Source organism: Erwinia sp. Eh17-17 (assembly GCF_039675725.1).
Classification (GTDB): Bacteria; Pseudomonadota; Gammaproteobacteria; order Enterobacterales; family Enterobacteriaceae; genus Erwinia.
The window spans coordinates 25354-49621 of the sequence record NZ_JBDFQT010000011.1 but is presented as its reverse complement, the minus strand read 5'-3'; the positions used below and the strand labels follow the sequence as shown (position 1 = coordinate 49621).

General features: G+C 54.5%; 22 protein-coding genes and 1 pseudogene. 18 read left to right on the top strand and 5 right to left on the bottom strand.

The genetic code is table 11. From position 1 onward, the window contains the following. Nucleotides 1–112: 112 nt before the first annotated feature. The gene (locus ABEH87_RS19845) at nucleotides 113–913 is read right to left on the bottom strand and encodes a glucose 1-dehydrogenase (protein ID WP_346578910.1); all 801 of its coding nucleotides are present in this window, start codon (nucleotides 911–913) and stop codon (nucleotides 113–115) included. 133 nt (nucleotides 914–1046) lie between these two features. Between ABEH87_RS19845 and ABEH87_RS19840 the strand changes: the two genes are divergently transcribed. The 9 genes from ABEH87_RS19840 to ABEH87_RS19800 all read left to right on the top strand — a co-directional run bounded on the left by ABEH87_RS19840 (nucleotide 1047) and on the right by ABEH87_RS19800 (nucleotide 8869). Continuing rightward, a complete protein-coding gene (locus ABEH87_RS19840; protein WP_346578908.1) occupies nucleotides 1047–2663 on the top strand; it encodes an EAL domain-containing protein in 1617 nt (538 codons plus the stop codon). 86 nt (nucleotides 2664–2749) lie between these two features. Continuing rightward, nucleotides 2750–3277 carry a hypothetical protein gene (locus ABEH87_RS19835; RefSeq protein WP_346578907.1) on the top strand — a complete coding sequence of 176 codons (528 nt, stop codon included), beginning with the start codon at nucleotides 2750–2752 and terminating at the stop codon, nucleotides 3275–3277. 52 nt (nucleotides 3278–3329) lie between these two features. Next, a complete protein-coding gene (locus tag ABEH87_RS19830) occupies nucleotides 3330–3953 on the top strand; it encodes a pyridoxamine 5'-phosphate oxidase family protein (protein WP_346578906.1) in 624 nt (207 codons plus the stop codon). A 158-nt stretch (nucleotides 3954–4111) separates the two neighbouring features. Continuing rightward, nucleotides 4112–4429: a helix-turn-helix transcriptional regulator gene (locus ABEH87_RS19825; RefSeq protein ID WP_346578993.1), complete on the top strand. Its 318-nt coding sequence runs from the start codon at nucleotides 4112–4114 to the stop codon at nucleotides 4427–4429. Then, nucleotides 4419–5684 (top strand): type II toxin-antitoxin system HipA family toxin, encoded by a 1266-nt coding sequence (locus ABEH87_RS19820; protein WP_346578904.1) that lies wholly within the window; start codon nucleotides 4419–4421, stop codon nucleotides 5682–5684. Before ABEH87_RS19825 ends, ABEH87_RS19820 begins: the two co-directional genes overlap by 11 nt. 113 nt (nucleotides 5685–5797) lie before the next feature. Further along, entirely contained in the window at nucleotides 5798–6361 is a 564-nt protein-coding gene (locus ABEH87_RS19815; protein WP_346578903.1) for a peroxiredoxin, read from the top strand. Between the two features lie 25 nt (nucleotides 6362–6386). After that, a complete protein-coding gene (locus tag ABEH87_RS19810; protein ID WP_346578901.1) occupies nucleotides 6387–7625 on the top strand; it encodes a thioredoxin family protein in 1239 nt (412 codons plus the stop codon). 73 nt (nucleotides 7626–7698) lie between these two features. After that, nucleotides 7699–8253, top strand: coding sequence for a sigma-70 family RNA polymerase sigma factor (locus tag ABEH87_RS19805; RefSeq protein WP_346578899.1), 555 nt, complete (start codon nucleotides 7699–7701; stop codon nucleotides 8251–8253). Then, nucleotides 8240–8869 carry a DUF1109 domain-containing protein gene (locus tag ABEH87_RS19800; protein WP_346578991.1) on the top strand — a complete coding sequence of 210 codons (630 nt, stop codon included), beginning with the start codon at nucleotides 8240–8242 and terminating at the stop codon, nucleotides 8867–8869. The genes ABEH87_RS19805 and ABEH87_RS19800 overlap by 14 nt, the downstream gene beginning before the upstream one ends. Nucleotides 8870–8903: 34 nt before the next feature. Here ABEH87_RS19800 and ABEH87_RS19795 read toward each other — a convergent pair whose 3' ends face one another. Continuing rightward, nucleotides 8904–12008, bottom strand: a complete 3105-nt coding sequence (locus tag ABEH87_RS19795; protein WP_346578897.1) for an efflux RND transporter permease subunit — start codon at nucleotides 12006–12008, stop codon at nucleotides 8904–8906. Nucleotides 12009–12165: 157 nt separating this feature from the next. Continuing rightward, nucleotides 12166–12759: pseudogene (locus ABEH87_RS19790) on the bottom strand (SMP-30/gluconolactonase/LRE family protein); the annotation flags it as partial. Nucleotides 12760–13084: 325 nt separating this feature from the next. Here ABEH87_RS19790 and ABEH87_RS19785 point away from each other — a divergent pair. Next, nucleotides 13085–13687, top strand: coding sequence for a Sua5/YciO/YrdC/YwlC family protein (locus tag ABEH87_RS19785; protein WP_346578895.1), 603 nt, complete (start codon nucleotides 13085–13087; stop codon nucleotides 13685–13687). Here the strand turns inward: ABEH87_RS19785 and ABEH87_RS19780 are convergent. After that, nucleotides 13684–14586 (bottom strand): LysR family transcriptional regulator, encoded by a 903-nt coding sequence (locus tag ABEH87_RS19780; protein ID WP_346578894.1) that lies wholly within the window; start codon nucleotides 14584–14586, stop codon nucleotides 13684–13686. The genes ABEH87_RS19785 and ABEH87_RS19780 overlap by 4 nt on opposite strands. 226 nt (nucleotides 14587–14812) lie before the next feature. Here ABEH87_RS19780 and ABEH87_RS19775 point away from each other — a divergent pair, with 226 nt between their 5' ends. The 8 genes from ABEH87_RS19775 (at nucleotide 14813) to ABEH87_RS19740 (ending at nucleotide 23018) form a co-directional block, all read left to right on the top strand. Further along, on the top strand, nucleotides 14813–15295 hold the full coding sequence (locus tag ABEH87_RS19775) for a YbhB/YbcL family Raf kinase inhibitor-like protein (RefSeq protein ID WP_346578892.1): 483 nt from the start codon (nucleotides 14813–14815) through the stop codon (nucleotides 15293–15295). A 15-nt stretch (nucleotides 15296–15310) separates the two neighbouring features. After that, a complete protein-coding gene (locus ABEH87_RS19770; protein ID WP_346578891.1) occupies nucleotides 15311–16543 on the top strand; it encodes an HlyD family efflux transporter periplasmic adaptor subunit in 1233 nt (410 codons plus the stop codon). A 17-nt stretch (nucleotides 16544–16560) separates the two neighbouring features. Next, nucleotides 16561–17160 (top strand): L-threonylcarbamoyladenylate synthase, encoded by a 600-nt coding sequence (locus ABEH87_RS19765; RefSeq protein ID WP_346578890.1) that lies wholly within the window; start codon nucleotides 16561–16563, stop codon nucleotides 17158–17160. Beyond that, entirely contained in the window at nucleotides 17160–18386 is a 1227-nt protein-coding gene (locus ABEH87_RS19760) for an MFS transporter (RefSeq protein WP_346578889.1), read from the top strand. Before ABEH87_RS19765 ends, ABEH87_RS19760 begins: the two co-directional genes overlap by 1 nt. A 43-nt stretch (nucleotides 18387–18429) precedes the next feature. Next, nucleotides 18430–19857 carry a TolC family protein gene (locus ABEH87_RS19755; RefSeq protein WP_346578888.1) on the top strand — a complete coding sequence of 476 codons (1428 nt, stop codon included), beginning with the start codon at nucleotides 18430–18432 and terminating at the stop codon, nucleotides 19855–19857. Nucleotides 19858–19994: 137 nt separating this feature from the next. Continuing rightward, a complete protein-coding gene (locus ABEH87_RS19750) occupies nucleotides 19995–21293 on the top strand; it encodes an aconitase/3-isopropylmalate dehydratase large subunit family protein (RefSeq protein ID WP_346578886.1) in 1299 nt (432 codons plus the stop codon). Further along, complete coding sequence (locus ABEH87_RS19745) at nucleotides 21290–21841, top strand: 3-isopropylmalate dehydratase (protein ID WP_346578884.1); 552 nt, start codon at nucleotides 21290–21292, stop codon at nucleotides 21839–21841. The genes ABEH87_RS19750 and ABEH87_RS19745 overlap by 4 nt, the downstream gene beginning before the upstream one ends. A 166-nt stretch (nucleotides 21842–22007) precedes the next feature. Then, complete coding sequence (locus ABEH87_RS19740; protein WP_346578883.1) at nucleotides 22008–23018, top strand: taurine catabolism dioxygenase TauD; 1011 nt, start codon at nucleotides 22008–22010, stop codon at nucleotides 23016–23018. Nucleotides 23019–23323: 305 nt separating this feature from the next. On the opposite strand, the gene ABEH87_RS19735 is transcribed toward ABEH87_RS19740, so the two are convergent. Next, nucleotides 23324–24208 carry a transposase gene (locus tag ABEH87_RS19735; RefSeq protein WP_346578881.1) on the bottom strand — a complete coding sequence of 295 codons (885 nt, stop codon included), beginning with the start codon at nucleotides 24206–24208 and terminating at the stop codon, nucleotides 23324–23326. Between the last annotated feature and the right edge of the window lie 60 nt (nucleotides 24209–24268).

Below are 24268 nucleotides of genomic sequence, written 5' to 3'. Positions count from 1 at the left end.
ATTATGATTCAGACTGGTGGCGTTTTCAATCACGGCAGGCCGCGACACCGCAGAGTCTCACTGTAGAAAAGTAATAATCTGCAGTCTTGCGGCCGGACCTGCGCGCTGGCCGTCAGCCGTTATCGCGAAATCCCGGATACAGACTCATGCCGCCATCAATGAAGAGCGTGGTGCCGTGAACATAGTCAGACAGATCGCTTGCCAGCCAGACTACCGCGTTGGCCACGTCCTCTGCGGCACCGATGCGGCCGTAAGGAATGAGCTTCAGCAGCTTATCTGCCGCCTCTCCCTGAGTGCTCTCCTGATTAATGGCGGTGGCAATGGCCCCTGGCGCAATGGCGTTGATACGGATGCGCTCCTCGCCGACCTCCTGAGCGAGCGATCGCATCAGCATGTCCACCCCACCTTTAGACGCAGCATAATTAATATGGCCGGCCCACGGGATAAGCTGATGGACCGAACTCATATGGATAATTTTTCCCGCAGCCCTGCTCACCTCTGGCCGGCGATCCTGCTGACGGAACTGCTGCACGGCTGCCTGTGCGCACAGGAACTGCCCGGTAAGGTTGACTTCCAGTACCGCATTCCAGTCAGCGAGCGTCATCTTACTCACGGGGGCGTCTTTTTGCAGGCCGGAGTTAGCGACCAGAATATCCAGCACACCAAACTCGGCCAGCGTACGGGCAAAAATCCGCTTCACGTCTGCCTCTTTCGATACATCTCCCTGAACCGTTATTGCACGGCCTCCGGCTGCCCGGATTTTGTCGGCCAGCGCCTCTGCAGGTTCGGCCTGGCTGTGAAAGTTGATCGCCACGCTGGCCCCGGCCTCAGCCAGCGCTTCAGCGCAGGCGTAGCCAATGCCGGAGCTGGCGCCGGTCACCAGCGCCACCTGTTCCCTGAGTGATAAAATCATAGGTTGTCCTCATCTTATAACGGAGTGTGATTGATGTTGCAGTACCGGAAGGCCGGGCCTTCAGGCATTCGTTCAAGTTTAGAGGGTCCTGGCCGATAGTGATCACTATCCCCTTATTATCAGGATTTATGACGTGGAAGATCGGTCTTCTAAACTACAATGGCGACTGGCTTTCTGGTTGTTTATCTCTCTGCTGAGCGTTGCTGCGCTGGCCACGCTGTGGGAATTTAAGCTCGAGAGCATTGTTCTCCCGTGGCTGGGCATCGCCTATGATGCTGATTTTGAAACGGCCGAGCGCTGGCGCTTCGTCCTGACGTCCACCGCCTTTGCCATACTGTCGATTATGATCCCAGGCTGGATTATTCGAAAATTACTGGTTTCACTCAGCCAGAGCTACGCTGAAATTGTTCAGGCCCGCCGGGAAACACTCCGGCTGGCGCGGCATGATGAACTGACCGGGCTTCATAACCGTCGTGTCTTCATGGAGCAACTCACTCAGGCGCTCAGGGTGAATCAGACATGCGCTGCCGTCATGATCATCGATCTCGATAAATTCAAGCCGATTAACGATACGTACGGACATGCAACGGGTGATGATGTGCTGTGTGAGCTGGCTGACCGCCTCAGACAGTTCCGCCGCGAGGGGATCAGCGTGGCACGTATCGGTGGCGACGAGTTTGCTGTTCTGATCGCCATCACCCTGACACAGGATGAACTGGCCCTGCTGGCATCGGATATCTGTGCTGCGCTTTCCCTGCCGCTGGCTGCCACACCGCAACAAACCTCAGCCGGTGTCAGTATCGGTATTGCCCTGGCACCGCAGGATGCCAATGAACCCGATCTTTTGCTGAAATGTGCCGACACGGCGATGTATCACAGCAAAAATACCGCACGCGGGGCGTACCGCTTCTACGATCCCGCCTATGGCGAGGCTGTGCATGCCAGAGAACGTTTTGAGCGGGAAATTGTGGAAGCGGTCCGAAAGGAACAGTTTGTTCCGTACTTCCAGCCGATAGTAGACCTGCACCGCCAGGTGATATCGGGCTTTGAAATCCTTGCTCGCTGGCAACATCCCAGCCGCGGCCTGCTGATGCCCGCCGATTTTATCGCCGCAGTGGAACGCACTGGCGTTATGCCGGAACTGACCGAAATGATGCTGCGTCAGTCATGCCGAATTGCCGTAAACTGGAGCCCGGAGCTGACGCTGGCCATCAACGTGTCTGCATCGATGATTGACGATTTGGATTTCCCCGACAGGATACGTCGTCAGCTACAGGAGGAGGGCTTCCCCTGTTCGCGTCTGGAAATTGAAATCACCGAAGATGCACTGATTGCCAACCTGAATAATGCCAAAGCTAACCTCAGTAAGTTCAGAGCAATGGGCATATCCGTATCGCTGGATGACTTCGGAACGGGGTACTCAGGTCTGTATCATCTGACGCAGCTTTCCATCGATAAGATTAAAATTGACCGTTCATTTATCGCCCTGGAATCGCCGAATAAAAACCAGATGGTGGATGCGATCCTTGCCATGGGGAAAAGTCTTGAGATGCAGGTGACCGCTGAAGGCATAGAAAAAATGGATGTGGCGCAGTGGCTGACTATACACGGCTGCGATTTTGCTCAGGGATACTTCTTTGGCAAGCCAGTTCCTGCAGAATCGGTGCCACAGCTGTTCGATTCTGCCGCTCTCCGTGAGTTTAGTGATGTGATGAAAGAAGGGTTAACGATTCGTTTCGGGGGGGCCTGACCCGTCTCGCCCTGTGCGGTTTTTAATCGCTGCCGGGTTTGGCGCTAAAATATCTGATACCGTCAGGATGCACAAAAGATGCTTCAATGTCCGTAATGAAACATGCGCTTTTCCCGCTCTTTTTCTGTCTGACGCAGTTCTGCGCCAGCGCGCCTGCTGCAACGCGAGAAGAGATACAGGCGCTTGATGCCGCACTGCCGGCAGGCAGCGTGATCGTCTGTCTGTCGCAGGTGAAAGGTGATGGCAAACAGCGGCTTCCTGTGCAGACCATCGTCCGTGCCATCGTCACCGACAAGGATGCTACGCGGACAGGTTATGACGTTCGCGTCATGGTCGTAACGAATAAACGTAAGCTGCCTGACATGATGCTCGGCTATCATATGACTGCGTTTACCGGGACGTCGGGACTGTGGATGCACATCGACCCCGACAGCCTGACCGTTTCAATGCCTCGCTCGCCGGATGAAGAAGCCAGCGTGGCCAGTGGATTACGTGCCCGCTTTGTTTCCGGGGATGAGTGGTCTGCGTTCAGCGAAAGTAACATCACTGGCCCGACGTCCTGGATCAGCCTGCGGCCCGGGCACGCACCGCTTACCTGTAACAAAAAAGCCTAACTGACCCGGAATAATCTATTGAATTTAACCTTAAATGACACGGGGGACGACTATGACAAACGGCAAGACAACGATTACCGGGGTGGAGGAGCTGGAGTGTCTGTATGGTCCGGTGGCAAAACCATCGCTGACTAAAGTCACCGATCATATTCATCCGGCCTATCGGCCCTTTATTGAATCCTCCCCCTTTGTTGCGCTCGCCACATCGGGATGCGAAGGGATGGATATCTCCCCCAGAGGCGACGCGGCGGGATTTATCCACATCGAAGATGACACCACCCTGTTACTGCCTGACAGACGTGGTAATAACCGCATAGACAGCCTGCGCAACATTTTGCAGGACAACCGCGTGGCCCTGCTTTTTTTAACCCCTGGAATCGGTGAAACTCTGCGCGTCAACGGGACCGCCGAAATCAGCATTGATCCCCTGTTGCTTGCGCGTTTCGCGGTTGACCGCCACCTTCCCCAGTGTGTGCTGAAGATCACTGTGCAGCGCGTATTCTTCCAGTGCAGTCGGGCGGTTATCCGCTCCCGACTGTGGGATGCCGCGAGCCAAATCCCGCGTAACAGTTTGCCGAGCACCGGGACTATCCTGAAGCAAATTTCACATGCTGAGATTGACGGTGAGGCGTACGATCAGGCTCTGCCAGAGCGATTGAAAACGACGCTTTACTGAACGGCCGTCGCTTTGACTTTTAACCCCGTTTTTATGTGGCTTAACCCTTTTTTAATTCGTTAAGCCACAAAAGAGTGGTGTTATTGCTTTCCCTTCTCGCTGGTTAACTCTATCATATTGGGTATTAAACCTGATTAAAGAAGGTAAGGCCCGCTATGTTGGATTTAACCCTCAGTAAGCCCGATGAAATCGTTAAGTTGCTGTGCGGACGACTGCGTAAAGAGCGCCTGTCGCAGCAGATGACGCAGGCTGATGTCGCGGCCAGAGCGGGTGTCGGAGTGAACACGGTGTCCAATCTGGAGTCTGGTCGCAATGTCGGGTTTGAAAATCTGGTCAGAGTGGCGATGGTCCTGGGGCGTGCAAAAGAGCTGGAGGCGCTGTTCGCACCGAAGATCGACAGCCTCGATGACCTGCTGCGCTATGAAAAAAATACCCAGCGGCAGCGCGTCAAGCGGAGTATTCACGATGGTGAGTAAAGTCGATGTCTGGTACGAGGGATGGGGTGAGCGCTGGCTGTGGGGAAGTCTGGTTTCTTCAACTGCGCTGACCGGTCGCCCGGTCATTCTGTTTGAATACAGTGAAGAGGCTACCCGCCGGGGGCTGGAGCTGGCCTCTCTGACCCTGCCGCTGAAAGGTCCGCGCCTGCGCAGAGACTTCCCGTCTCATCAGATGGGCCTGCCTGGCCCGGTATATGATGCCCTGCCCGATGGCTGGGGTATGCTGCTGATGGACAGGCTGTTCCGACAGCGCGGGCTGAACGCGGCGCGCATCGGGCCTCTTGAGCGGCTGACCTGGATCGGTGACAGCGCCATGGGGGCGATGTCGTTTGTCCCCTCGCAGCAGGAAGAGGCCAGCCAGGCGGAAGATATTGCGCTGGCACAGCTTTCCGCTGAAGTTCAGGAGGTGCTGGATGGTGAAGGTGGCGAATTCTTACAGCGGCTGCTGCAGATGGGTGGGTCTCCTCAGGGGGCGAGGCCGAAAGCGCTGCTCTACCGCGATGCCGCGAGCGGGGTCTTTACTACCGCCGCTCCGGCAGAGTACGAAGCTTGGCTGATTAAATTCCCCGCCCGGCAGGAACATCCTGAAGTCTGTGCCATCGAGGCCGTCTATGCGCAGTGCCTGCGCGCCTGTGATATCAGCACGCCTGAAACCGCCTGGTTTTCCCTGCCCGGTGGTCAGGCGGCTTTTGCCTCCCGGCGCTTTGACCGGCAGAACGGGATGCGCGTACCGATGCAGAGCCTGGCGGCATTCACCGGGGCAAACTATCAGACGCCGGGCGCACTGGACTACACCAGTTTTCTCCGTGCCACCCGGCTGTGCACCAATGATGTCCGTCAGAAAGCGCTGGCGTTTGAACGGGTGGTGTTCAACGTGGTGTTTAACAACCGTGACGATCACCCGAAAAACTTTGCCTATCTCATGTCCGCCATGGGAGAGTGGCAGCTGGCACCGGCGTATGACGTCACCTACTGTGAAGGACCGGGGGGCTATCACCAGATGGACGTGACGGGCGAGGCGCTGGATATTGGCCGGAAACATCTCCTTTCCCTCGGTCAGCAGGAGGCTGAACTGACCGCGTCGCAGGCCGACGGCGTGATACAGCGTTACTGTGATGTGGCGTCCGGGTTTACCCGGCTGGCTGGTGAGATGTTTCCGGGGCAGATCACCGGTGAGACGCTGCGTACTATTCAGGCGCGCATTGATGACAATATCAAACGAATGCGAAAGTAGCGCAGGGGCGGCAAAAAATATTTTCTCCCGACCGCAACCTTTGCCCTCCCTCAGGCGAACCTAGGATAAAGGTCATCAGGCATCTTTGCCTGCCTCACATCGGAGAAAATATTATGCATATGAAAAGAACCCTGAGCGCGCTGGCTGTGACCGCCCTACTCGGCCTGACACTGCCCGTCACTTCGGCCTTTGCCGCCCTGCCGGTGGGCGAGAAAGCTCCTGATTTCCAACTGCAGGCGGCGCTGGCCGGTAAGCCGACGACTTTCTCCCTCCAGCAGGCCTTAAAGAAAGGGCCGGTGGTCCTGTACTTCTTCCCGGCCGCCTTCAGCGCAGGCTGTACGCTTGAAGCTCACGACTTTGCGGAAGCCACCGATGAGTTCAGCAAGCAGGGGGCCACCGTGATTGGTGTCACCGCCGGGAACGTTGATCAGATTGCCAAATTCTCCCAGCTTGAGTGCCGCGATAAGTTCACGGTCGCCGCCGATCCGGGAGCCAAAGTGGCTGCAGAATATCAGAGCACCATGCAGATGAAGGGGCAAACCCTGTCTGACCGCACATCATATGTGATCGCGCCCGACGGCAAGATCCTGCTGAGCTATACGGATAAGAACCCGGATGCGCATATCCAGAAAGCGATGGATGCCGTGAAAAAATACCGTCAGGCCAATCCGGCGTAACGTCTCACTTTAAGCAGGTATTGTTATGCTGACTGCTATCGCTGCCGCCTTCCTCGGCGGCATTATTCTCAATCTGATGCCGTGCGTATTCCCGGTGATTTCCCTCAAAGCGCTGAGCCTGATCCGCCATCATGACAGCCCTGCTCAGGCGCGTGCAGAGGGGCTGGCTTTTCTTGGCGGCGTGGTGGTCACCATGCTGCTGCTGGTGGGGGCACTGTTGCTGGCCCGCGCCGGAGGTTCGGCCGTGGGGTGGGGTTTTCAGCTGCAGTCGCCGCTGGTGATCGCCCTGCTGATCCTGGTAATGCTGGCCTCGGCTCTCAACCTTTTTGGGCTGTTTGAAGTCGGACTTTCTGTTCAGCGCGTGGGGGAAGTGGGTGGCGGACGCGGCGGTCTGACGGGCTCTGCCCTTACCGGTGCGCTGGCGATTATCGTGGCGACTCCCTGCAGCGCGCCGTTTATGGCCAGTGCCGTCGGCTACGCGCTGACTCAGCCGCCGCTGGTCAGCCTGGTGATTTTTGTCGCGCTGGCGCTCGGTTTCGCGGCGCCTTTTACCCTGATCTCCTTCTTCCCGCTGCTGGCGCGTATCTTACCCGCCCCCGGTGCGTGGATGGTCACGCTGAAACACGCGCTGGCATTTCCGATGCTGGGCGCAGTCGCCTGGTTGATCTGGGTGCTGGAACGCCAGGCCGGATCTGAAGCGCTGGCCCTGATCCTCGCCTGCTGCATCGTACTGAGCTTTGCCGCCTGGCTGTATGGTATCGCGCAGAAACGCCGTATGATGGGGCGTCGCCACTGGCCGCAGCATCTGGCTACGGCGCTGTTTGTGCTGATCATGGTGCCCCCGCTGGCCAGCCTGACGTCGTTTTCCGCTCAGCCGGAGGCGGCTGAGGCGTCGGACGCGGCAGCAGCAGTAGCCTGGTCACCGCAAAATGTTGAGGCGATCAAAGGTCAGGGGAAACCCGTTCTGGTCAACTTTACCGCCTCATGGTGCATCACCTGTCAGGTGAACGACCGGACCTCGCTGTCCACTCAGGCGGTGAAAGCAGCGATGGCGCGCACCAACACCATCTACATGGTAGCGGACTCGACTAAGTACAATCCGGATGTGGAACAGGCGCTCAGTGATTTTGGCCGTGGCGGCCTGCCGCTTTACGTGGTCTACCCTGCTGACGGCGGTAAACCGGTGGTATTGCCGCAGGTGCTGACGCCGCGCATTGTGATCTCCGCGCTCGATAAAGCAACAGAAAATGGGAAAAAAACGTGAGTACACCGATGAGTCAACGCTATTGCGATGCACCCTGACCGCGCCCTGAAGGCCCATCCCGTCAGGGTATTGCATGGCGGACGCTGACGCACGCACGCAGGGATGGCCCCGTCTTATGGCCCTTGCGCAGGCGGGGGACAGTGAAGCCTATAACCAGCTGCTGAAAGCGATGGTGCCTGCCATCAGGGCTTTCGCGCGCCAAAAAATTCGCGATGAAGTCCTGCTGGAGGATGTGGTGCAGGAGGCACTGCTGGCGATCCATCGCGTGCGTCATACCTATGACCCGCAGCGCCCTATCCTGCCCTGGGTGGCGGCGATCACCTCAGCGCGGGCGATCGACGCCCTGCGTCAGCGCGGCCGCCGCCCGGAGGTGCAGGACGAGGATGCCCTGTTCCGTCACGCGACAGATAGCGACGTGATGGAAAGCCTCAATGATGAACTCAGCGGGTATCTGGGTACGCTGCCGCCGCGCCAGCGCGAGATGGTGGAGTCGGTGCACCTGCGCGAGCAGAGCCTGGCACAGACGGCGGCGGCCAGCCATCTGTCAGTTTCTGCAGTGAAATCACTGTTACATCGCGCCATGCTCAACCTGCGTAAATATGGACGGGGGAATGATGAAAAATCATGACCAACTGATCGACGAACTCAGCCAGACGATCAGGCCGGTAAAACGGACCTGGCCGACAGGCTGGCGCGTGGCCGCATGGGCCGCCGCCGTGCTGCCCTGCGGTATGCTTACCAGCTGGGCATTACACAGCCGGTTTACTGACTGGTCACAGCCGGGCTCGTGGCTGGCGCTGGTGACTCTGCTGCTGTCGCTGGGGATTGGCACCGGCGCAATGGCCGGTGCCTTTACGCTCAGCCTTGCTGGCCGCCCGCCGCTCAGGCTGAAGTGGGCCGCGCTGCCGGGCATCGTCTGGCTGGCCATTAACCTGCTGAACAGCTCAGCTTCTCCTGCCTGGCATCCTGGGGAAGGGATACACTGCTATCTTTTTATGCTCACGGCCAGCCTGCCGATGATTGTCATCTCCATTGCCTGCCTGCACCGCACGCGTTCACTCTATCCCGGTCAGAGTCTGGCACTGGCCGGGGCGGGGATTGCCTTTATGTCGTCGATGCTGCTGTCGCTGTGCCATGAAGTTCATCTGCACCGGCTCGATTTCGCAATGCACCTGGCGGCGGGCGTGACCATCGTTGTGCTTACGGTGCTGTGCGGACGGCGTTGGATCGCATTAAGCCGCTAATCGCGGCGGCTTAATGCTGACCGACTGCGTCCCGTCAGGTCGATGAGCGGTGTGAGGTGAGATAACGTTTCACCAGCACAAAGAACAACGGAACAAAGAACAGCGCCAGCACGGTCCCGGCCAGCGTTCCCCCGATAATTCCGGTGCCTATGGCAATACGGCTGTTGGCCCCGGCGCCGGTGGCGATGGCCAGCGGCACAACGCCGGCCATAAAGGCAAGCGAGGTCATCATGATTGGCCTGAGACGCGATCGTGCGGCCTGCAGTGCCGCAGCGCTCAGTGACCGCCCCTGCCTGACCGCTTCTTCTGCAAACTCAATAATCAGAATGGCGTTTTTCGAGGTCAGACCGACCGTGGTCAGCAGCGCGACCTGGAAGTAAATGTCGTTGTTCAGTCCGCGCAGCGAGACCGCCAGCACGGTGCCGAGCACGCCCAGTGGAACCGTCAGCAGGACGGAGAACGGTACCGCCCAGCTTTCGTACAGTGCCGCCAGGCACAGGAAGACGATCAGAACAGAAATGGCATAAAGAGCGGTAGCCTGTCCTCCGGCCTGTTTTTCCTGCAGTGAAAGCCCGCTCCATGCGCCCGTTGTGCCGGGCGGAAGCTGTTCCTGCAGGGCTTCCAGCGCGGCCATCGCTTCGCCGGAGCTGTAACCTTCAGCGTTCTGCCCCTGAATCTCAAAGGCAGCGGAACCGTTGTAGCGGTTAAGACTTTCCGGTCCGACCGTCCAGCGCGTGGTGGTAAAAGCGGAAAAGGGGGTCATGCCGTTATCGGCATTGCGGATGAACCATTTATTCAGGTCGCCCGGTGCAGATCGGTATGGTGCATCACCCTGCATATAAACGCGTTTCACCCGATCGCGGTCGATAAAGTCATTGATATAGGCTCCCCCCCAGGCGCCCGTGAGCGTATCGGTAATATCTGCCGGCTCCAGCCCCAGCGCGACGGCTTTGTTGATGTCAATATCCACCTGCAGCTGAGGCATCTGCGGCAGAACGTTACTTCTCACTGCCGCCATCTCCGGACGGTGACTGGCTTTATCCAGCAGGGTATCCCGCAGGGTTTCCAGCAGGCTGCGCGGCGTTCCCCCGCTGGCCAGCAGCTCATAGGTAAAGCCGCTGTTCTGCCCGAGGCCGGGCACCGATGGCGGCGTGAGGGCGAAGATCTGGGCATCGCGAATGCCTGACAGCGCGGCTGTTGCACGTGCGGCAATGGCTTCAGCGGAGTTCTCCGCACCCTGACGCTCATCCCAGTTTTTCAGCTTGATAAACGCCATCCCGGCGTTTTGTGCTGCCCCGCTGAAGTTAAAGCCATTGATGGTAAACACCACCTCGATATTGTCTTTTTCCTCGGTCAGGAACCAGTCAACAATTTGCTGGTTAACCGCCTCCGTGCGTCCGGTGGTCGCCCCGGCAGGGAGGGTCGCCTGCAGCATGATGCTGCCCTGATCCTCATTGGGTAAAAAACTGCCCGGCAGGCGGGTGAACACCACAAAGAGGATCAGCCCCATTGCGCCGTACAGCGTCACCATCATCACCGGACGGCGCAGCGTGCCCAGCACTTTGTGGCGGTATTTTCGCTCGGTGGAGGCATACAGACGGTTAAAGCCGCCGAAGAAGCCGCGACGGTGAGGGGCAACCGGGCGCAGCAGCATGCCACACAGTGCGGGCGTCAGGGTCAGCGCCACCACCACGGAAAAGGTCATGGCGGCGATGATGGTGACGGAGAACTGGCGGTAAATGACGCCCGTTGACCCGGCAAAGAAGGCCATCGGCAGGAACACCGCTGACAGTACGAGGGCAATGGCCACTAAGGCACCGGAAATTTCCTTCATGGATTTCTCTGTGGCTTCACGGGCAGGCAAACCCTCGTCGTGCATGATGCGTTCAACGTTTTCCACGACGACGATGGCATCATCCACCAGCAGGCCGATGGCCAGCACCATGGCAAACAGCGTCAGCGTGTTGATGGTATAGCCCATCACCGCCAGCACCCCGAAGGTGCCCAGCAGCACCACGGGTACCGCCAGCGCCGGGATGATCGTGGCGCGTATATTCTGCAAAAAGAGGTACATCACCACCACGACCAGCGCAATCGCCTCGATCAGGGTGATCACCACATCCTCAATCGAAATTTTGATAAAGTCCGTACTGTCGAGCGCGTAGGAAACTTCATAACCGTCAGGCATCGAGTGACGGTACTCCGCGATGGTAGCTTTAACCCGTTTCGCCGTGTCCAGCGCGTTCGCACCCGGCGCCAGCATCACCCCCACCCCGGCCGCAGGATGGCCGTTCAGGCGGGTGCTCATATCGTAGGATTCGCTGCCGAGCTCGACACGGGCCACATCGCCCACGCGCACGATGGCACCGCTGCGATCGCTTTTAATGATGATATTGCGGAACTGCTCCGGGCTCTGCAGTCGCGACTGCGCGCGTACCGTGGCCGTCAGCTGTTGATTTTCCGGTGACGGCAGTCCGCCGATCTTGCCCGCCGATATCTGGACGTTCTGTGCCCGGATGGCCGCGGCCACATCCGAGGGCTGTAAGGCATAAGAGTAGAGTTTGTCCGGGTCCAGCCAGATGCGCATCGCGTACTGGCCGCCAAACACCTGAATATCGCCGACGCCCTCTGCGCGCGCCAGAGGTTCCTGCATATTGCTGACCAGCCAGTCGCCAATATCTGAACTGCTGCTTTTATCGGTTGTATCATACAGGCCCAGCACCAGCAGGAAGTTCGACTGGGACTTGGTGACGGTAACGCCCAGCTGCTGAACCTCGGTCGGCAGCCGCGACAGCGCCTGCTGCACTTTATTCTGCACCTGCACCTGTGCGGTATCCGGGTCGGTTCCCTGACTGAAGGTGACGTTAACGCTGACGTTACCCTGTGAGCTGCTGCTGGACGTGAAGTAGAGCAGATTATCCAGCCCGGTCAGCTGCTGCTCGAGGATCTGGGTGACGCTGTTTTCCAGCGTTTCGGCGGAGGCACCGGTGTAGGTGGCGCTGATGCTGACGGACGGTGGCGCAACGTCAGGATACTGTTCCACGGGGAGCTGCGAGATGGCCAGGGCACCGAGCAGCATGATAAGAATGGAAATGACCCACGCAAAAACCGGGCGGTAGATAAAAAAGCGAGAAAACATCAGCGTATGCCCCGTTGTTTTCCAGCCTGACACGTCGCCCGTAGCATCGGCGGCGTGTGCAGATGAAAAACGAATGTTCTGACCAGAGTAAATCTGTCAGGGAGTGACGCCTGACAGAAAATAAAGGCTAAAAATTAAGACGATATAGTAGGTGAAATTAACGGTTTTGGGTAACAACATCATCGTTGTTTTCCAGAAAATGCCCTGCAGCGTAGTCCACTTTCAGCAAAGAACCCGACCAGGGCGCGGCAGCCAGCTGGCGTGCTGACAGGCCCAGCCGGGCTGAAGTAATGAATAAGGTCGTTCCGCTGCCATCAAGGGTACAGCTGGTCGGACGAGGCACAGGAAGGTGAAACCGACGAACGGTTTTGCCATCGGGCGAGATACGGGCGATCGCCGCGCCGTCAAAAAGCACGCTGAGCAGATAACCCTGGCGATCGACCACCAGCCCGTCCGGTTTGCCGTAGTGAGGGGCCAGGGTGAGCAGCAGCTTGCGGATACCCATCTGCCCGCTGAGTGGATCGCAGGGAAAGGCATAAATCGTCCCGGAGAGGGAGTCAGTGACATACAACATTCTGTGGTCATCGCGCCATGCAAGGCCGTTGATCAGGGTAAAACCGGTGTCGATTGTCTGCCACCGTCCGTCCGGCGTCAGGCAATACAGATAGCCGGAACCTGCTTTCAGCTCTTCGTTGATCAGCCCGACCCAGAGACGACCGGCGACGTCAAAACAGGCATCGTTGAGGCGATAACCTGGCTGCGCGTGGGGAGCGGGTCACCGCCGATACAGCGCCTGAATTCGACATACCTGTGAGCCTGTGAGCAGCTATATCCTGTAGCATCAGCGGATCGCGGTGAGGGTCTGGATTGACCGGGAAAGAGAACGCATAAAAATTACGCTGGTGACTTTGCAGCGAGCTGTTGCAGCAGGCGAACAATAGCCCCACTCTTATCAACTCTATTGTTAGTACGTTGATTATCCTGCAGGATAGTGTGTAAGAGTATTGGCCGGTGGTCTCCCTGCCTTCTACTTATAGCTTTCGCCGATGATTACCAGGGAACAGGAAATTCGACTTATGTCTTTTATTGATTTAGCCGTAGAGTGCCTGAAGCAGGATGGCGTGATCCTCGTACCCACGGATACTCATTATGCACTGGCTGCAAGTCCCTTCAGCCAGTCAGCTGCACAGCGTTTAAGTAAGATGAAGACACAAAAGATGGAACAGGCTACCCTGTGCGTAACCAGCATCCAAAATCTGTTGCCGTGGGTGGCGCTGAGTAGCTGGCAACACGAACAGCTACACTTTTTCGCTCAGCGCTACTGGCCTGGTCCATTAAAATTCTTGCTACCAAAGTCTGATCAGGTGCCTGAGAATCCGCTAATGCCGGGAGAATCTGTGGCTGTTTTGTGCAATCGTAACTGCTTGCTGAACACAACCATCGCTGCGCTGGAACATCCGCTAATGGTGCTTCCCGCAATTGCGGCAACTGCCTCTGGCGGGTTGGTCAGCATGACGGCCGCACGTGACAATTTTGGTACGCAAGTGGATATGGTGTTACCGTCCAATAATCGCAACCAATGTTCCCACGCAACGACCTTTGTCAGCTTGCTCGACGATTGGGTCGAGCTGTTACGCCATGGTGATGTGATTATCGAACCTGAAATGTCGATGACTTAAGCCAGTTCGCGTTGCAGGCGGGACTGCAAATCGTTGGCAAAATGTCTTACCCGTGAAGAGAGCGTTTTTTCTGATTTGAAAACCATCCACGCCTGGTACTTATCCATGCGCCAGCCGGGCAGCAGGCGTACTAATTTGCCGCTGCTGACCGACTCACGTGCCATATAGTCAGGAAGATACACAATCCCGGTGCCTGCAAGCGCACAGCTCATTAGCGCCATACTATTATTGGCTCGAAAACGACTCCTTACCTCAATATCTATTTTTTGTTTTTCTCTGCGAAAAGGAAGCGAAATTGTATGCGCCGCCCCCCGAAATAAAATATAGTCGTAGCGTGGAAGATCTTCAGGGTTTTCAATTGCACTATACTGGCTAATATATTCCGGTGTGGCATATAACCCCCAGCTTATATCAACTAATAACTTAATAAATGGATGGTTGGGTGGCTTTCGGCTGATAATAATACCAATATCATATTGATCTTCAGTAATGTTTAATGGGCGATCGGTTAAATCTAAATCAGTACTGACATGGATGTTGCCGATAATAAAATGATTCAATGCAGGGACTATGTACTGATAGCCAAAGGTAAATGGGGCAATGATATGAAGGTTACCAATCGGCTCTTCATGAAAGTTTCGAATAAACCGTTCCGCACTATTCAGCTCATTAAGTATGCGATAGCAATATTGATAATAACTCATACCTAATTCAGTGACTTCAATGCTCCGTGTGGTGCGGTTAAGCAATTGCGCGCCCAGTCGTACCTCCAGTTGAGCGATTTCACGACTAACAGATGATTTAGATACCTGTAGAAGGCGGGCTGCTTCTGTAAAACTTAATGTCTCGACGACGTGAGCAAAGGCAGCCATAGAAACTAGGTTTTCAACATTATTCATCGGAAACGATAATTATTGTTACGGGATTGTAAAGGTACAATACCACAAAATGTCCCTTCAATCTGTGCGTTTTTACAGATGTAAACAGAGTTTCTTACTGTCTTTTGATCGTTAGCTGATAGCTTCCGATTGTTCCATTATTGAAACAATGCTAAACGGTTGTCTGATAAGCTAGGAAGAAAATATCTCTCTGTTAGGATGTCTTCTCCCAACAAGAGGTTAAAGTATGAAGTTAATTTCCAGCGATTTTAATCATCAAGAGACACTGAACAAGAAACAAGAATTTAATGGATTCGGCGGCAGTGGTGATAATGTATCTCCCCAGCTGAGCTGGGAAAACATTCCGGAAGGTACCAAAAGTTTTGCCGTTACTGCTTACGATCCTGATGCGCCAACCGGTAGTGGTTTCTGGCACTGGGTAGCATTTGATATTCCTGTCGAAGTTAATTCACTTGCTGAAAACATCGGAAATCCAGCAGAAGAAACCCCATTTACATTTACGCAAAGTCATAATGATTTTGGTCTGCCGGGTTACGGTGGAGCTTGCCCGCCAGAAGGAGATAAGGCCCACCCCTATATTTTTACCGTTCATGCACTGGGTGTGGATAAATTAGGCATTGATAAGGACATACCCAATGCCGTGGCACGTTTTTTGATTCACGCTAATAGTCTGGCAAGTGCATCTTTAACGGGTTTTTATCAGCGCTAATTGGGTAACACTATTGTGAAACGTCTTTTTACTCGCCGGGCTATAGGTAATTACCGTAAAGCCGGAAAATATCTGTTAATCGCGGTGTTGTTACTGGTTTTACTGTGGTTATTTACCCGAAAAGTGACTAGTAAAGAGGCGTTTATTAATGCCAGCGTCACACAAATTGCCTCCCCAATTCCGGGCACGCTGGCCTGGCGACCGGGACAATATCCCGGTGCCGGGGTGATCAAATCCCAGCTGCTGGGCACGGTGACGGGTAACGCTTCTAACGCACAAATCAGTCAGTTGAAAACCGTACAGCAAACCACCGAATACAACATTGCCGACTTGTCACAACAGCTGAACAGCAATCAGTTAAAAATCGCTGTCCGGCTAAAACAGTGGCAACAATATCAGCAGGAAAGCCAGCAACAGCAGCAATTGCAACGCGATTACACTCGTGCTGGCTATCAACAGGCGAAAGCGCAGGAAGCGGCGGCCACTCAACAGGCATTTTTTGCCCGCGCGCAGTTGAAAAGGGCCGCCGAACTGCACCGGCAGGGTTATCTCAGCGATGCAGGATTTGAGCGGCAGCGCAGCGAGGCCGCAGGGCTGCTGGCTAGGGCTCAGGCCAGCCAGGCAGAAAGCCGTCAGAAAACGCTGGATAGCGAAGCGGCACGTCTGGGGTTACAGCTCAGTGGTGCACGTACGCTCACTGGCCCGGAGCAGAGCCAGCGCGATCTGCAACTTACACTGGACGATCTGCAACAGGCGCGGGCACAGCTGCAGACCGAGCTTGCTATTGCTCGACGCAACCTCAGCGAAATCAATCAGCAGTTAGCACAGCAGCAGCGGGCAGAGATCCGTTCCACGCTCGACGGCATGATCTGGTCGGTCAACGCCCGCGAAGGTGACAGCATCGGCAGTAATACTAGCTTGATAGAGGTGATTGACTGTCAGAATAGCTGGGTAGAGGCATTTTTTGATGAGTCAGTAGCTGGAAAGTTACAGCCTGGTACACTGGTAAAGGTCAGCCTTTCTCCAACTGACAGTCGTTACGGCACATGGCAAGGCTCCATCGAGGCGGTAAGGGCCGGTAGCGGCCGTGTAGCCGTCGGGGAGTCCATCGTAATGCCACCTCCCGAAATTGCCCGTCGTCAGCTTCCTGTCAAAGTTGTCACCGCACGTATCCGTATTGAATGGCCTGCGGCTATCAAGGCCAATCGGTTCTGTCTGGCCGGACGTAGCGTCAGAGTTACCCTTTAGACCAAGGAGAGAGTGTTATGTCACCAACAGAAAAAGCCGTTGTTCTGCTACAACAAGAAGGCGTGTTACTGGTCCCGACCGATACAAACTATGCGCTGGCAGTAGATCCGTGGAGCGTCAGCGCCTGTGAAAAAGTGTATGCCATCAAACAGCGTGATGCCAAAAAACCGTTAACGCTGTTTGTGGCCGAGCCGGAAGATATATGGCGTTACGTCGAGCTGAGCCGATGGCAGCAAACCACGTTAGAGCAACTGATGGCATTTTTACCCGGCCCGCTCAACCTGGTGTTACCAAAATCTACTTTGGCGCCAAACCATCGCTATATCAAAGAGGACTCTATTTCGTTGGTGTGCAACCGCCAGCCTGCTTTGCAGACTTTGTTACGCGACTGGGGCAAGCCTCTAGCGCTGACCTCCGCCAATCTCTCCGGCGTAGAGCATAAGGGGCTGATCGACCATCAGCTGGCGGCATCCACATTTGGTCAGCAGGTAGATTATGTGCTGCCTGGAGTAGAAGCCAATGCTACAACCACCTCAAGCACTATTGTTTCCCTGATCAATGACCGACTGTCGGTGATTCGGCAGGGAGATATTGAGATCGGAGAAATCTTCGCCTGATGAACGGCTCAATCGCCACCGGATCGACGCAGCACAATATTCGCATTTTTGTCGCATATCGGGTGATCTCACGCTGTTACTTTCACCTGCCGGTTCTGCTGTTTTACTTCTGGGTGATTGAGATTGGCATGTATCGCATCATCACTCTGCTGGCAATCTATGGCTTGAGCAGTACGTTCTGTGCCAACCTTAGTCGCTGGCTGTTGCATTCCCTGAGTCAAAAACAGGTAGTAGCGATTGGGGAGCTGGCGAAGGCACTGGGACTGGGGCTGATTCTGTGGGGGACGCGCCAGACTGAGGTGAGCGTGGCACTATTGGTGGTGGCGCAGGTTGTGGGTGGAGCAGGTTTCAGCATCGCTCTGTCCACCGATGCCGGTTTGCTGCGCCAAATCGCTTCCGGTGATGATCCGCATCTGTTTATGCGTGTGCAGACGCGCACGCAAAGCCAGATGTTTATTGCCACGCTGCTGGCCGGAACAGCCGGGAGCCTGCTGTTTGACTATAACGTGCAATGGCCGTTTTTTGCCTCTTTGTTCGCCAGCCTGCTCTCTGTATGGGTGCTTCTGCAGATCCACGACCCTGCTCAGCGCCCGAAATCAGCTGCTACCAGAACAGATGCGAAGTTACATCTGCGACCGCAGCAGCAGTTCTGGATGCTGTTTTATTCGCTATCCCGCGCGTTTACGCTGGCTCCTTTTATCGGCTTTATTCCCTTCTATTTCATTATGGTTAACGTGGAGCCTTTGCTTTTCGGGGCGGTACTCAGCTTTTTTACATTGTCGGCCTTTGCCGCCGCCAAAGCTGGCAACGTCATTATTCAACGCTACGGCGTCGTTTTGCTGTTGACGATCACCGTAGCGTTGATGCTGAGCGCACTGCTGTTGTTTAGCTTCAGCAGTGAACTGGCTGTCAGCGGTATAGATTACTTTATCACCGGGCTGCTGGGGATTGGTCTGCTGGGTTTAGGTTCCGGTGCGATCAGGCCGGTGACGATGGCTAACCTTGACGTTTCTGATAATTCCCCAAGTGAACAAATGCGTATTTTCGGCCGCATGGAGCGTGATTTCGGGCTGGTAAATGGACTGCTGCTGATGCTGGGAGCGGTACTGTTGGTGAACTGGGGAGTCGAAGCCCTGATGCTGACCTTTAGTGGGTTGTATCTGCTCAGTATGTTTGCAGTGCTGGCGCTGCGCCAACGCCAGTCCGGGCCGCCCTTAACATGTTGAGGTTCGCCGGGCACCGATCCCTCTTTTACTGGTTGAGAATATCATGAAACGAATTATCTTCGTATTAAGCCTGACCCTGCTCTGTAGTTGCCCGGCATTGAGTGCGCCGGGCCTGAACGCGCTGTGGCTGCAAATGCAGCAGGACAACCCGGATTTAAATGCCGCCCGTATGGGCTATGTTGCCAGCCAACAGGCCGGTGCTCAGGCGCAGGCTGCATTGCTCCCGTCGCTTACTGCGGGAGTTGGGAGCAGCTGGACCAGTCAGCAGCTCAGCGATCGCGGAGGGCAGCAGATTGGCAGTAATGGCTACGCCATAGCGCTGACGGTGCCATTGATTGATGTCGCTGCCTGGCGGCAGCTGGATATTGCGCAACTACAGGAGCAGGTCGCCAGCTGGCGCTGGCAGGCACAGCAGCGTCAGCTGATGGTACAGCTGGCACAGGCATGGTTCACAGTGCAGAGCGCCGGGGTTAAGCAGAGCGTTGCTGTACATCGAGTCGCCCAGTTGCAGGAGTATCTTCAGCGGATGACGGCACGTTTCCAGGCCGGAGAAGTCACGGCAGTGGATGTGGACGAGGTGCGTGCTGCTTTTGATATGGCCAGCGCCGATGCAGCGGAGGCCCGCTCAGAAGCAGTTCAGGCACAGGAGACGCTACGCCAGTTTACCGGCAGCGAAGCCCAGCCAGTTGCTGCGTTACCGCAGCAACTGGCGCTGCCTTCAGTGCGCGCACGACCGCTGGCATGGTGGCTGGCGCAGGCGCAACAGCATAATGACCGCATTGCCGTTGCCGCGTTGGGTATGGAAATTACTGCGCGACGTTTAGAGCAGGCTAAAGCCGAATGGCTGCCACGTGTGGACATGGTTGCCAGTTGGAATCACAGCAATCATTCGGCTTCGGATTACCAGCACGCGCGCGGTTTTACCAGCGTTGATGGCATTACTACGGCGCAGGGGGCCGGGGACTCCGCTGTGGTTGGTGTGCAGTTAACGGTGCCGCTGTACAACGGCGGTGGCACCTTGGCGCGAGAACGTGAAACAGTTGCGCTGGCAGAACAGGCGAAATATCAGTGGCGTAGCGAACAGAATCAGGCGGACATGCATACGCGGCAACTGTACAGCGCGCTTCTGATTGGGGAAAAACGTTTGCGCGCGCTTCAACAGGCCGCAGCGTCATCGGCAGCCGTCTCCGCTTCGGTCACTCTGGGATACTCATTGGGAGACCGCATCAATGCTGATGTTTTGTCTGCACATCGTCAACAGGATGAGGTGCGCAATCGCCTGCAACAGGAGTCAGTGAAATATCTGCTTAACTGGATGCTTCTTAAGCAGTTAACTGGTCAGCTTGATGCCCATGAGCTGGCTGCCATTGATGCTTTCACGGCAGGACAGTATGGTGGCGAAAGCAGTCACACGCAGTGGCGAGACCAGCCAAAGGGGCTGACGTTTGGCGTCCTGTCCCGACTGAATTAACACGCGCTAAAAGATCACTGTTGCCATTCTGGAACAATAAGACGCCATAGGGGATTAAATGCGGCCTGGCGTCGGGAAGGTATCTGCCCATGTTAATCTTCAACCCTGATTTTAGTAATGAGTAAGAGGCCGAAAAGATGGGACAAACCATTACACAAAAAATTCTAGCACGCGCCTGTGGGCGTGAAAGTGTGACGCCGGGTGAAGTGGTTTGGGCAAAGGTAGATATTCTAATGTCACATGATCCCTGCACCCCCGGTGTTGCCAGCGTATTTAAAAAAGAGTTTGGTGCTGATGCCCGCGTATGGGACCCACGTCGCTTTATTATGATCCCGGATCATTTTGTCTATTCTGCCGACCCGCAGGCCAACCAGAATATTCGCGTGATGCGTGAGTTCGCCTCCGAGCAGAAAATTCACTACTTCTATGATGTTGGCACGCCGGAATATAAAGGCGTCTGTCATATTGGCTTGGCCGAAGGCGGCCATGCACGTCCAGGCGAAGTATTACTCGGCACGGACTCACATACTGTGACCTCTGGCGCATTCGGCGCTTTCGCCATCGGTCTGGGAATCACAGATGCTGCCTATGCGCTCGGCACCGGGGAAATTCCACTGAAAGTGCCTTCCAGTATCCGGGTGAATTTCACCGGCATTCGTCCAGCCAGCCTATTAGCCAAAGATATGATTCTGGCGCTGCTGGCCGAGTTAACGGTGGACGGTGCCACTTATGAAACTATTGAGTTTGGCGGTAATGCAACTGATGAGCTCTCTGTCGAAGAGCGGATGACACTTTGCAATATGGTAGTCGAGTGTGGTGCTAAAAATGGAATCATGGTGCCGAATCAGGCCACACTGGACTATCTGGCAAAGCGTACGGATGTACCTTTTAGCGTGGTCAGGCCGGATGAAGATGCTGTCTACAGCCGGGTAGTGAACATTGACGTCACCGGAATGCAGCCGAGAATTGCCCGACCGCATTCGCCTGATAACGTTGTCTCCATAGAGCGGGTGATCAACGTAGCAATTTCTCAGGCTTATATTGGCTCCTGCACAGGCGGCAAGCTGGAAGATTTTATTGCGGCGGCAAGGGTGATCAAAGGCAATAAGGTGAAAATCCCGACCTATGCTGTTCCGGCCACCAAGGAGGTGTTTCATAATATTATCACCACAAAAATTGACGGCATTTCTGTCTACCAAATTTTGAGTGATGCCGGGGTCAAGTTGTCGGGAGAGGCGGGCTGCGCCGCCTGCTGTGGCGGACCGGCGGATACCTTTGGCCGTATAAATGATCCGATCTCGGTTATTTCTACTACAAATCGCAATTTTATTGGTCGTATGGGACATAAACGCGCCAGCATTTACTTGGGCTCGCCTTATTCCGTGGCCGCTGCAGCCGTGAATGGTTATATCACTCACCCGGAGGTTTACTTATGAGTGCATCAACAACAGGCACCATCAGCGGCATTGTTTACGTGTTGCAGGATAATATCGACACCGATCAGATCCTGACCGCCGAATACCTTAAGGTCAATCCCTCTACCCCTGAGGGGTATGCACAATTGGCAACTCTAGCAATGTGCGGATTGCCTGAGGGTGCTTTACCCTTCATTGACGAGCAGGGTGGGAAATCGAAGTATCCAATTATTGTTGCCGGTAAGAATTTCGGCTGTGGTTCCTCGCGCGAGCACGCCGTTGTAGCATTAGGCGCTTCCGGAGTAAAAGCGGTACTTGCCCAGTCCTATGCACGCATTTTTTTCCGCAATTGCGTGTCTACAGGGCAGGTATTGCCGGTCGCCACCGCAGAGCGTTTATGCGATGAACTGCAGACAGGCGATGAAATCACTATTGATATCGAACAGCAAACCGTCACCGTGTTGAAACACGATCGTAGAGTCGCCATTGAACCTGTGGGGGAATTGGCCAATATTGTCGCTGCTGGCGGACTATTTTCTTATGCTCGTTCAACCGGACGTATTAGATAAAAATTTTTTAGCCATCAATCGATGGCTTTTTTTATAAAATAAACTGTGAGATTAATTAATCTCAGCTTCAGTTTCTTTCTGTTTCAGGGATAAGAATTATTTGAGTCATTCGGCTCAGGTATTATGACGCCTGTCAAAGATGAAGTATTTAAAATGGAGAGTAAACATGATCAGCACTTATGAATTTTCTGATGAAGAGAAGAAGTCTCTTTTTGATGTTTTGAATAGCGTTAATGCTAACCCCTACAGGGAATATGCCAGTTTTAAACGAGAGGTAAATATTCTTATTTTAGAATCTAAAGTCCCAGCAAAATTTTTAGAAGTCTGCGCTAAAATCAAAGATGAGCGCCGACTACTAGGAATAAATGCGCAGCTACTACGGAATCTACCGATCGATGAAGTTATCCCCGAATTTGATCAATTAGATCCTGTTAATGATAAATATCTTAAAAAGACCACCTTTATCGGTGAGACTTTGCTGGAATTGTTCTCACAATTAACCGGTTCGCCTCTGTTAGCTTATCGCACCCGTAATAATGGGGACTTCTTCCACGATGTGTACGCAGATAAAAAATACACCAACACGCAAACCCAGAAAACTGACGGAGAACTCTACTTCCATAATGACCGCACGGCACATCCTGTACGCGCTGACTTTCTGAGCCTACTGGGCATGCGTTGCAATGAACATAACCTGATCTACACTGGTTATCTGGACGGTAAAAACATTCTATCTGGGCTTTCAGAAGAGTCGCAATACTGGTTACGCCAGCCGCACTATATTACGCCTTATGATGAAGTTTCCCGCGATTCTAACGCTAATCAAATTGACTCAGACAAACATATTATTTTAGAAAATCAGAATACTTTCCGCTATTACGATACACGTACCACGTTTGCTCATGATGCACCACAGTCAGCGATCAAGGCTCTGCTTGAACTCAAGACTGCCATGACTAAAGCTAAAAAAGAACGTGTGGCTATTAACACAGGCGATTTATTCTCATTTGCTAATCAAGATTCCCTTCATAATCGTGATATTGTTAAGATCATGGATAAAGATGCGGCAGAAAAAAGATGGCTTTTAAAAACTTATAGCTTCCGTAATGAAGATGCGATGAATAATCATTCACAATACTTCGATCCTATTTTACCGGGGTTTGTTGCCGAGATTTAAAGTAAAATTCATGCGGTAGTAGTCTACGGTTAATTATACCGGGTAAAAAATTAATTAAAGTATGCTATTTTAATGGCAGGCACTCCTGCACCTGCCATTTACTTTTCCTATCTTAAGTAAAACTGGTAATCCGTGATAAACATAAGAAATTCAGCTATTTTCCATGGTTAGGAATCTGAATCGCTTCTTTTTCGGATCACCTGACCATGGAAGGCGACACGACCCATACCTGTTACGGTGCGGATCAACATGAGTTTTGTGATAAAAATGCCATCTTCGCCGTATTTCTAACCTGAACCCATTTTTCAGGCGCACCGATCCAGCTCAGACATCCGCAACCATCGTTTTTTCGCCATCTGATGCAGCCTGTCAGAGAGCATTTTTGTGGCGTGCTCACCCGCCATGGCGCCGGCAAAACGCAGTCGACCTTTGCAGAGGATGCACTGGTACGGATCCGTGCCCAGGAAGCCTTTCATCAGCACCGCGAACCCGGGGCGTTTCGGTTTCTCCCGTACCGTCATTTCCAGCGCTTTGTAAACCTTCGGCAGCAGCGAGCCCCGCATGCCGTTGGCCAGAAAGCCAGAGTAGCGCACCATCTTAAAATGCCGCGGCGGAACGTGGCTGATATAGCGCCCGATCATCTCTTCCTGGCTCAGCGTCTGGCGCTTATGCTTTCCCGTGCGGTGATCGAGGTAATGGTGTACCACCGCTCCACCGGCGTAGTGTCGCAGGCGGGAAGCCGACACCGGCGGGCGCTTCAGGTACCGGCCGAGGTATTTCACGCTGTGCCAGGCTCCCCGTGTTTTCTTCGCGAAGTGTACCTTCCAGTGCTGGCCATACTGTGCCTTCAGGTAACGCCGCCACTGGTGCTCATCGAGAATGTGTCCCAGTCCCGGCAGGGTGCCAGGGCTGACCCGCTCATAGCTGCCGCGCAGCAGGCGGATAACGGCTCCCCGCCAGATTTCCTCAACGGCCTTCTTTTTGAAGAAAAGGCTGCGCCAGACGCCGTGCTTTACGTAAAGCCCACCGCGGGTGACGGAAACGTGGATATGCGGGTGCGGGGTTTGACGTCCAGTGATGTAAAAAACCACGCTAAGCGGTCTCAGAAATCGATTTTGAAACAACCCTGTCTCAAAGTGACCAAAAAAGATATTTGGTACCGTTTTTTTGCCCGCAATATGCAGTCTCATAAGTCTCGATATTTCAAACTGTTAGTTCCTTAACGTGGTTTTTCGCACGGTTGGCCTTCG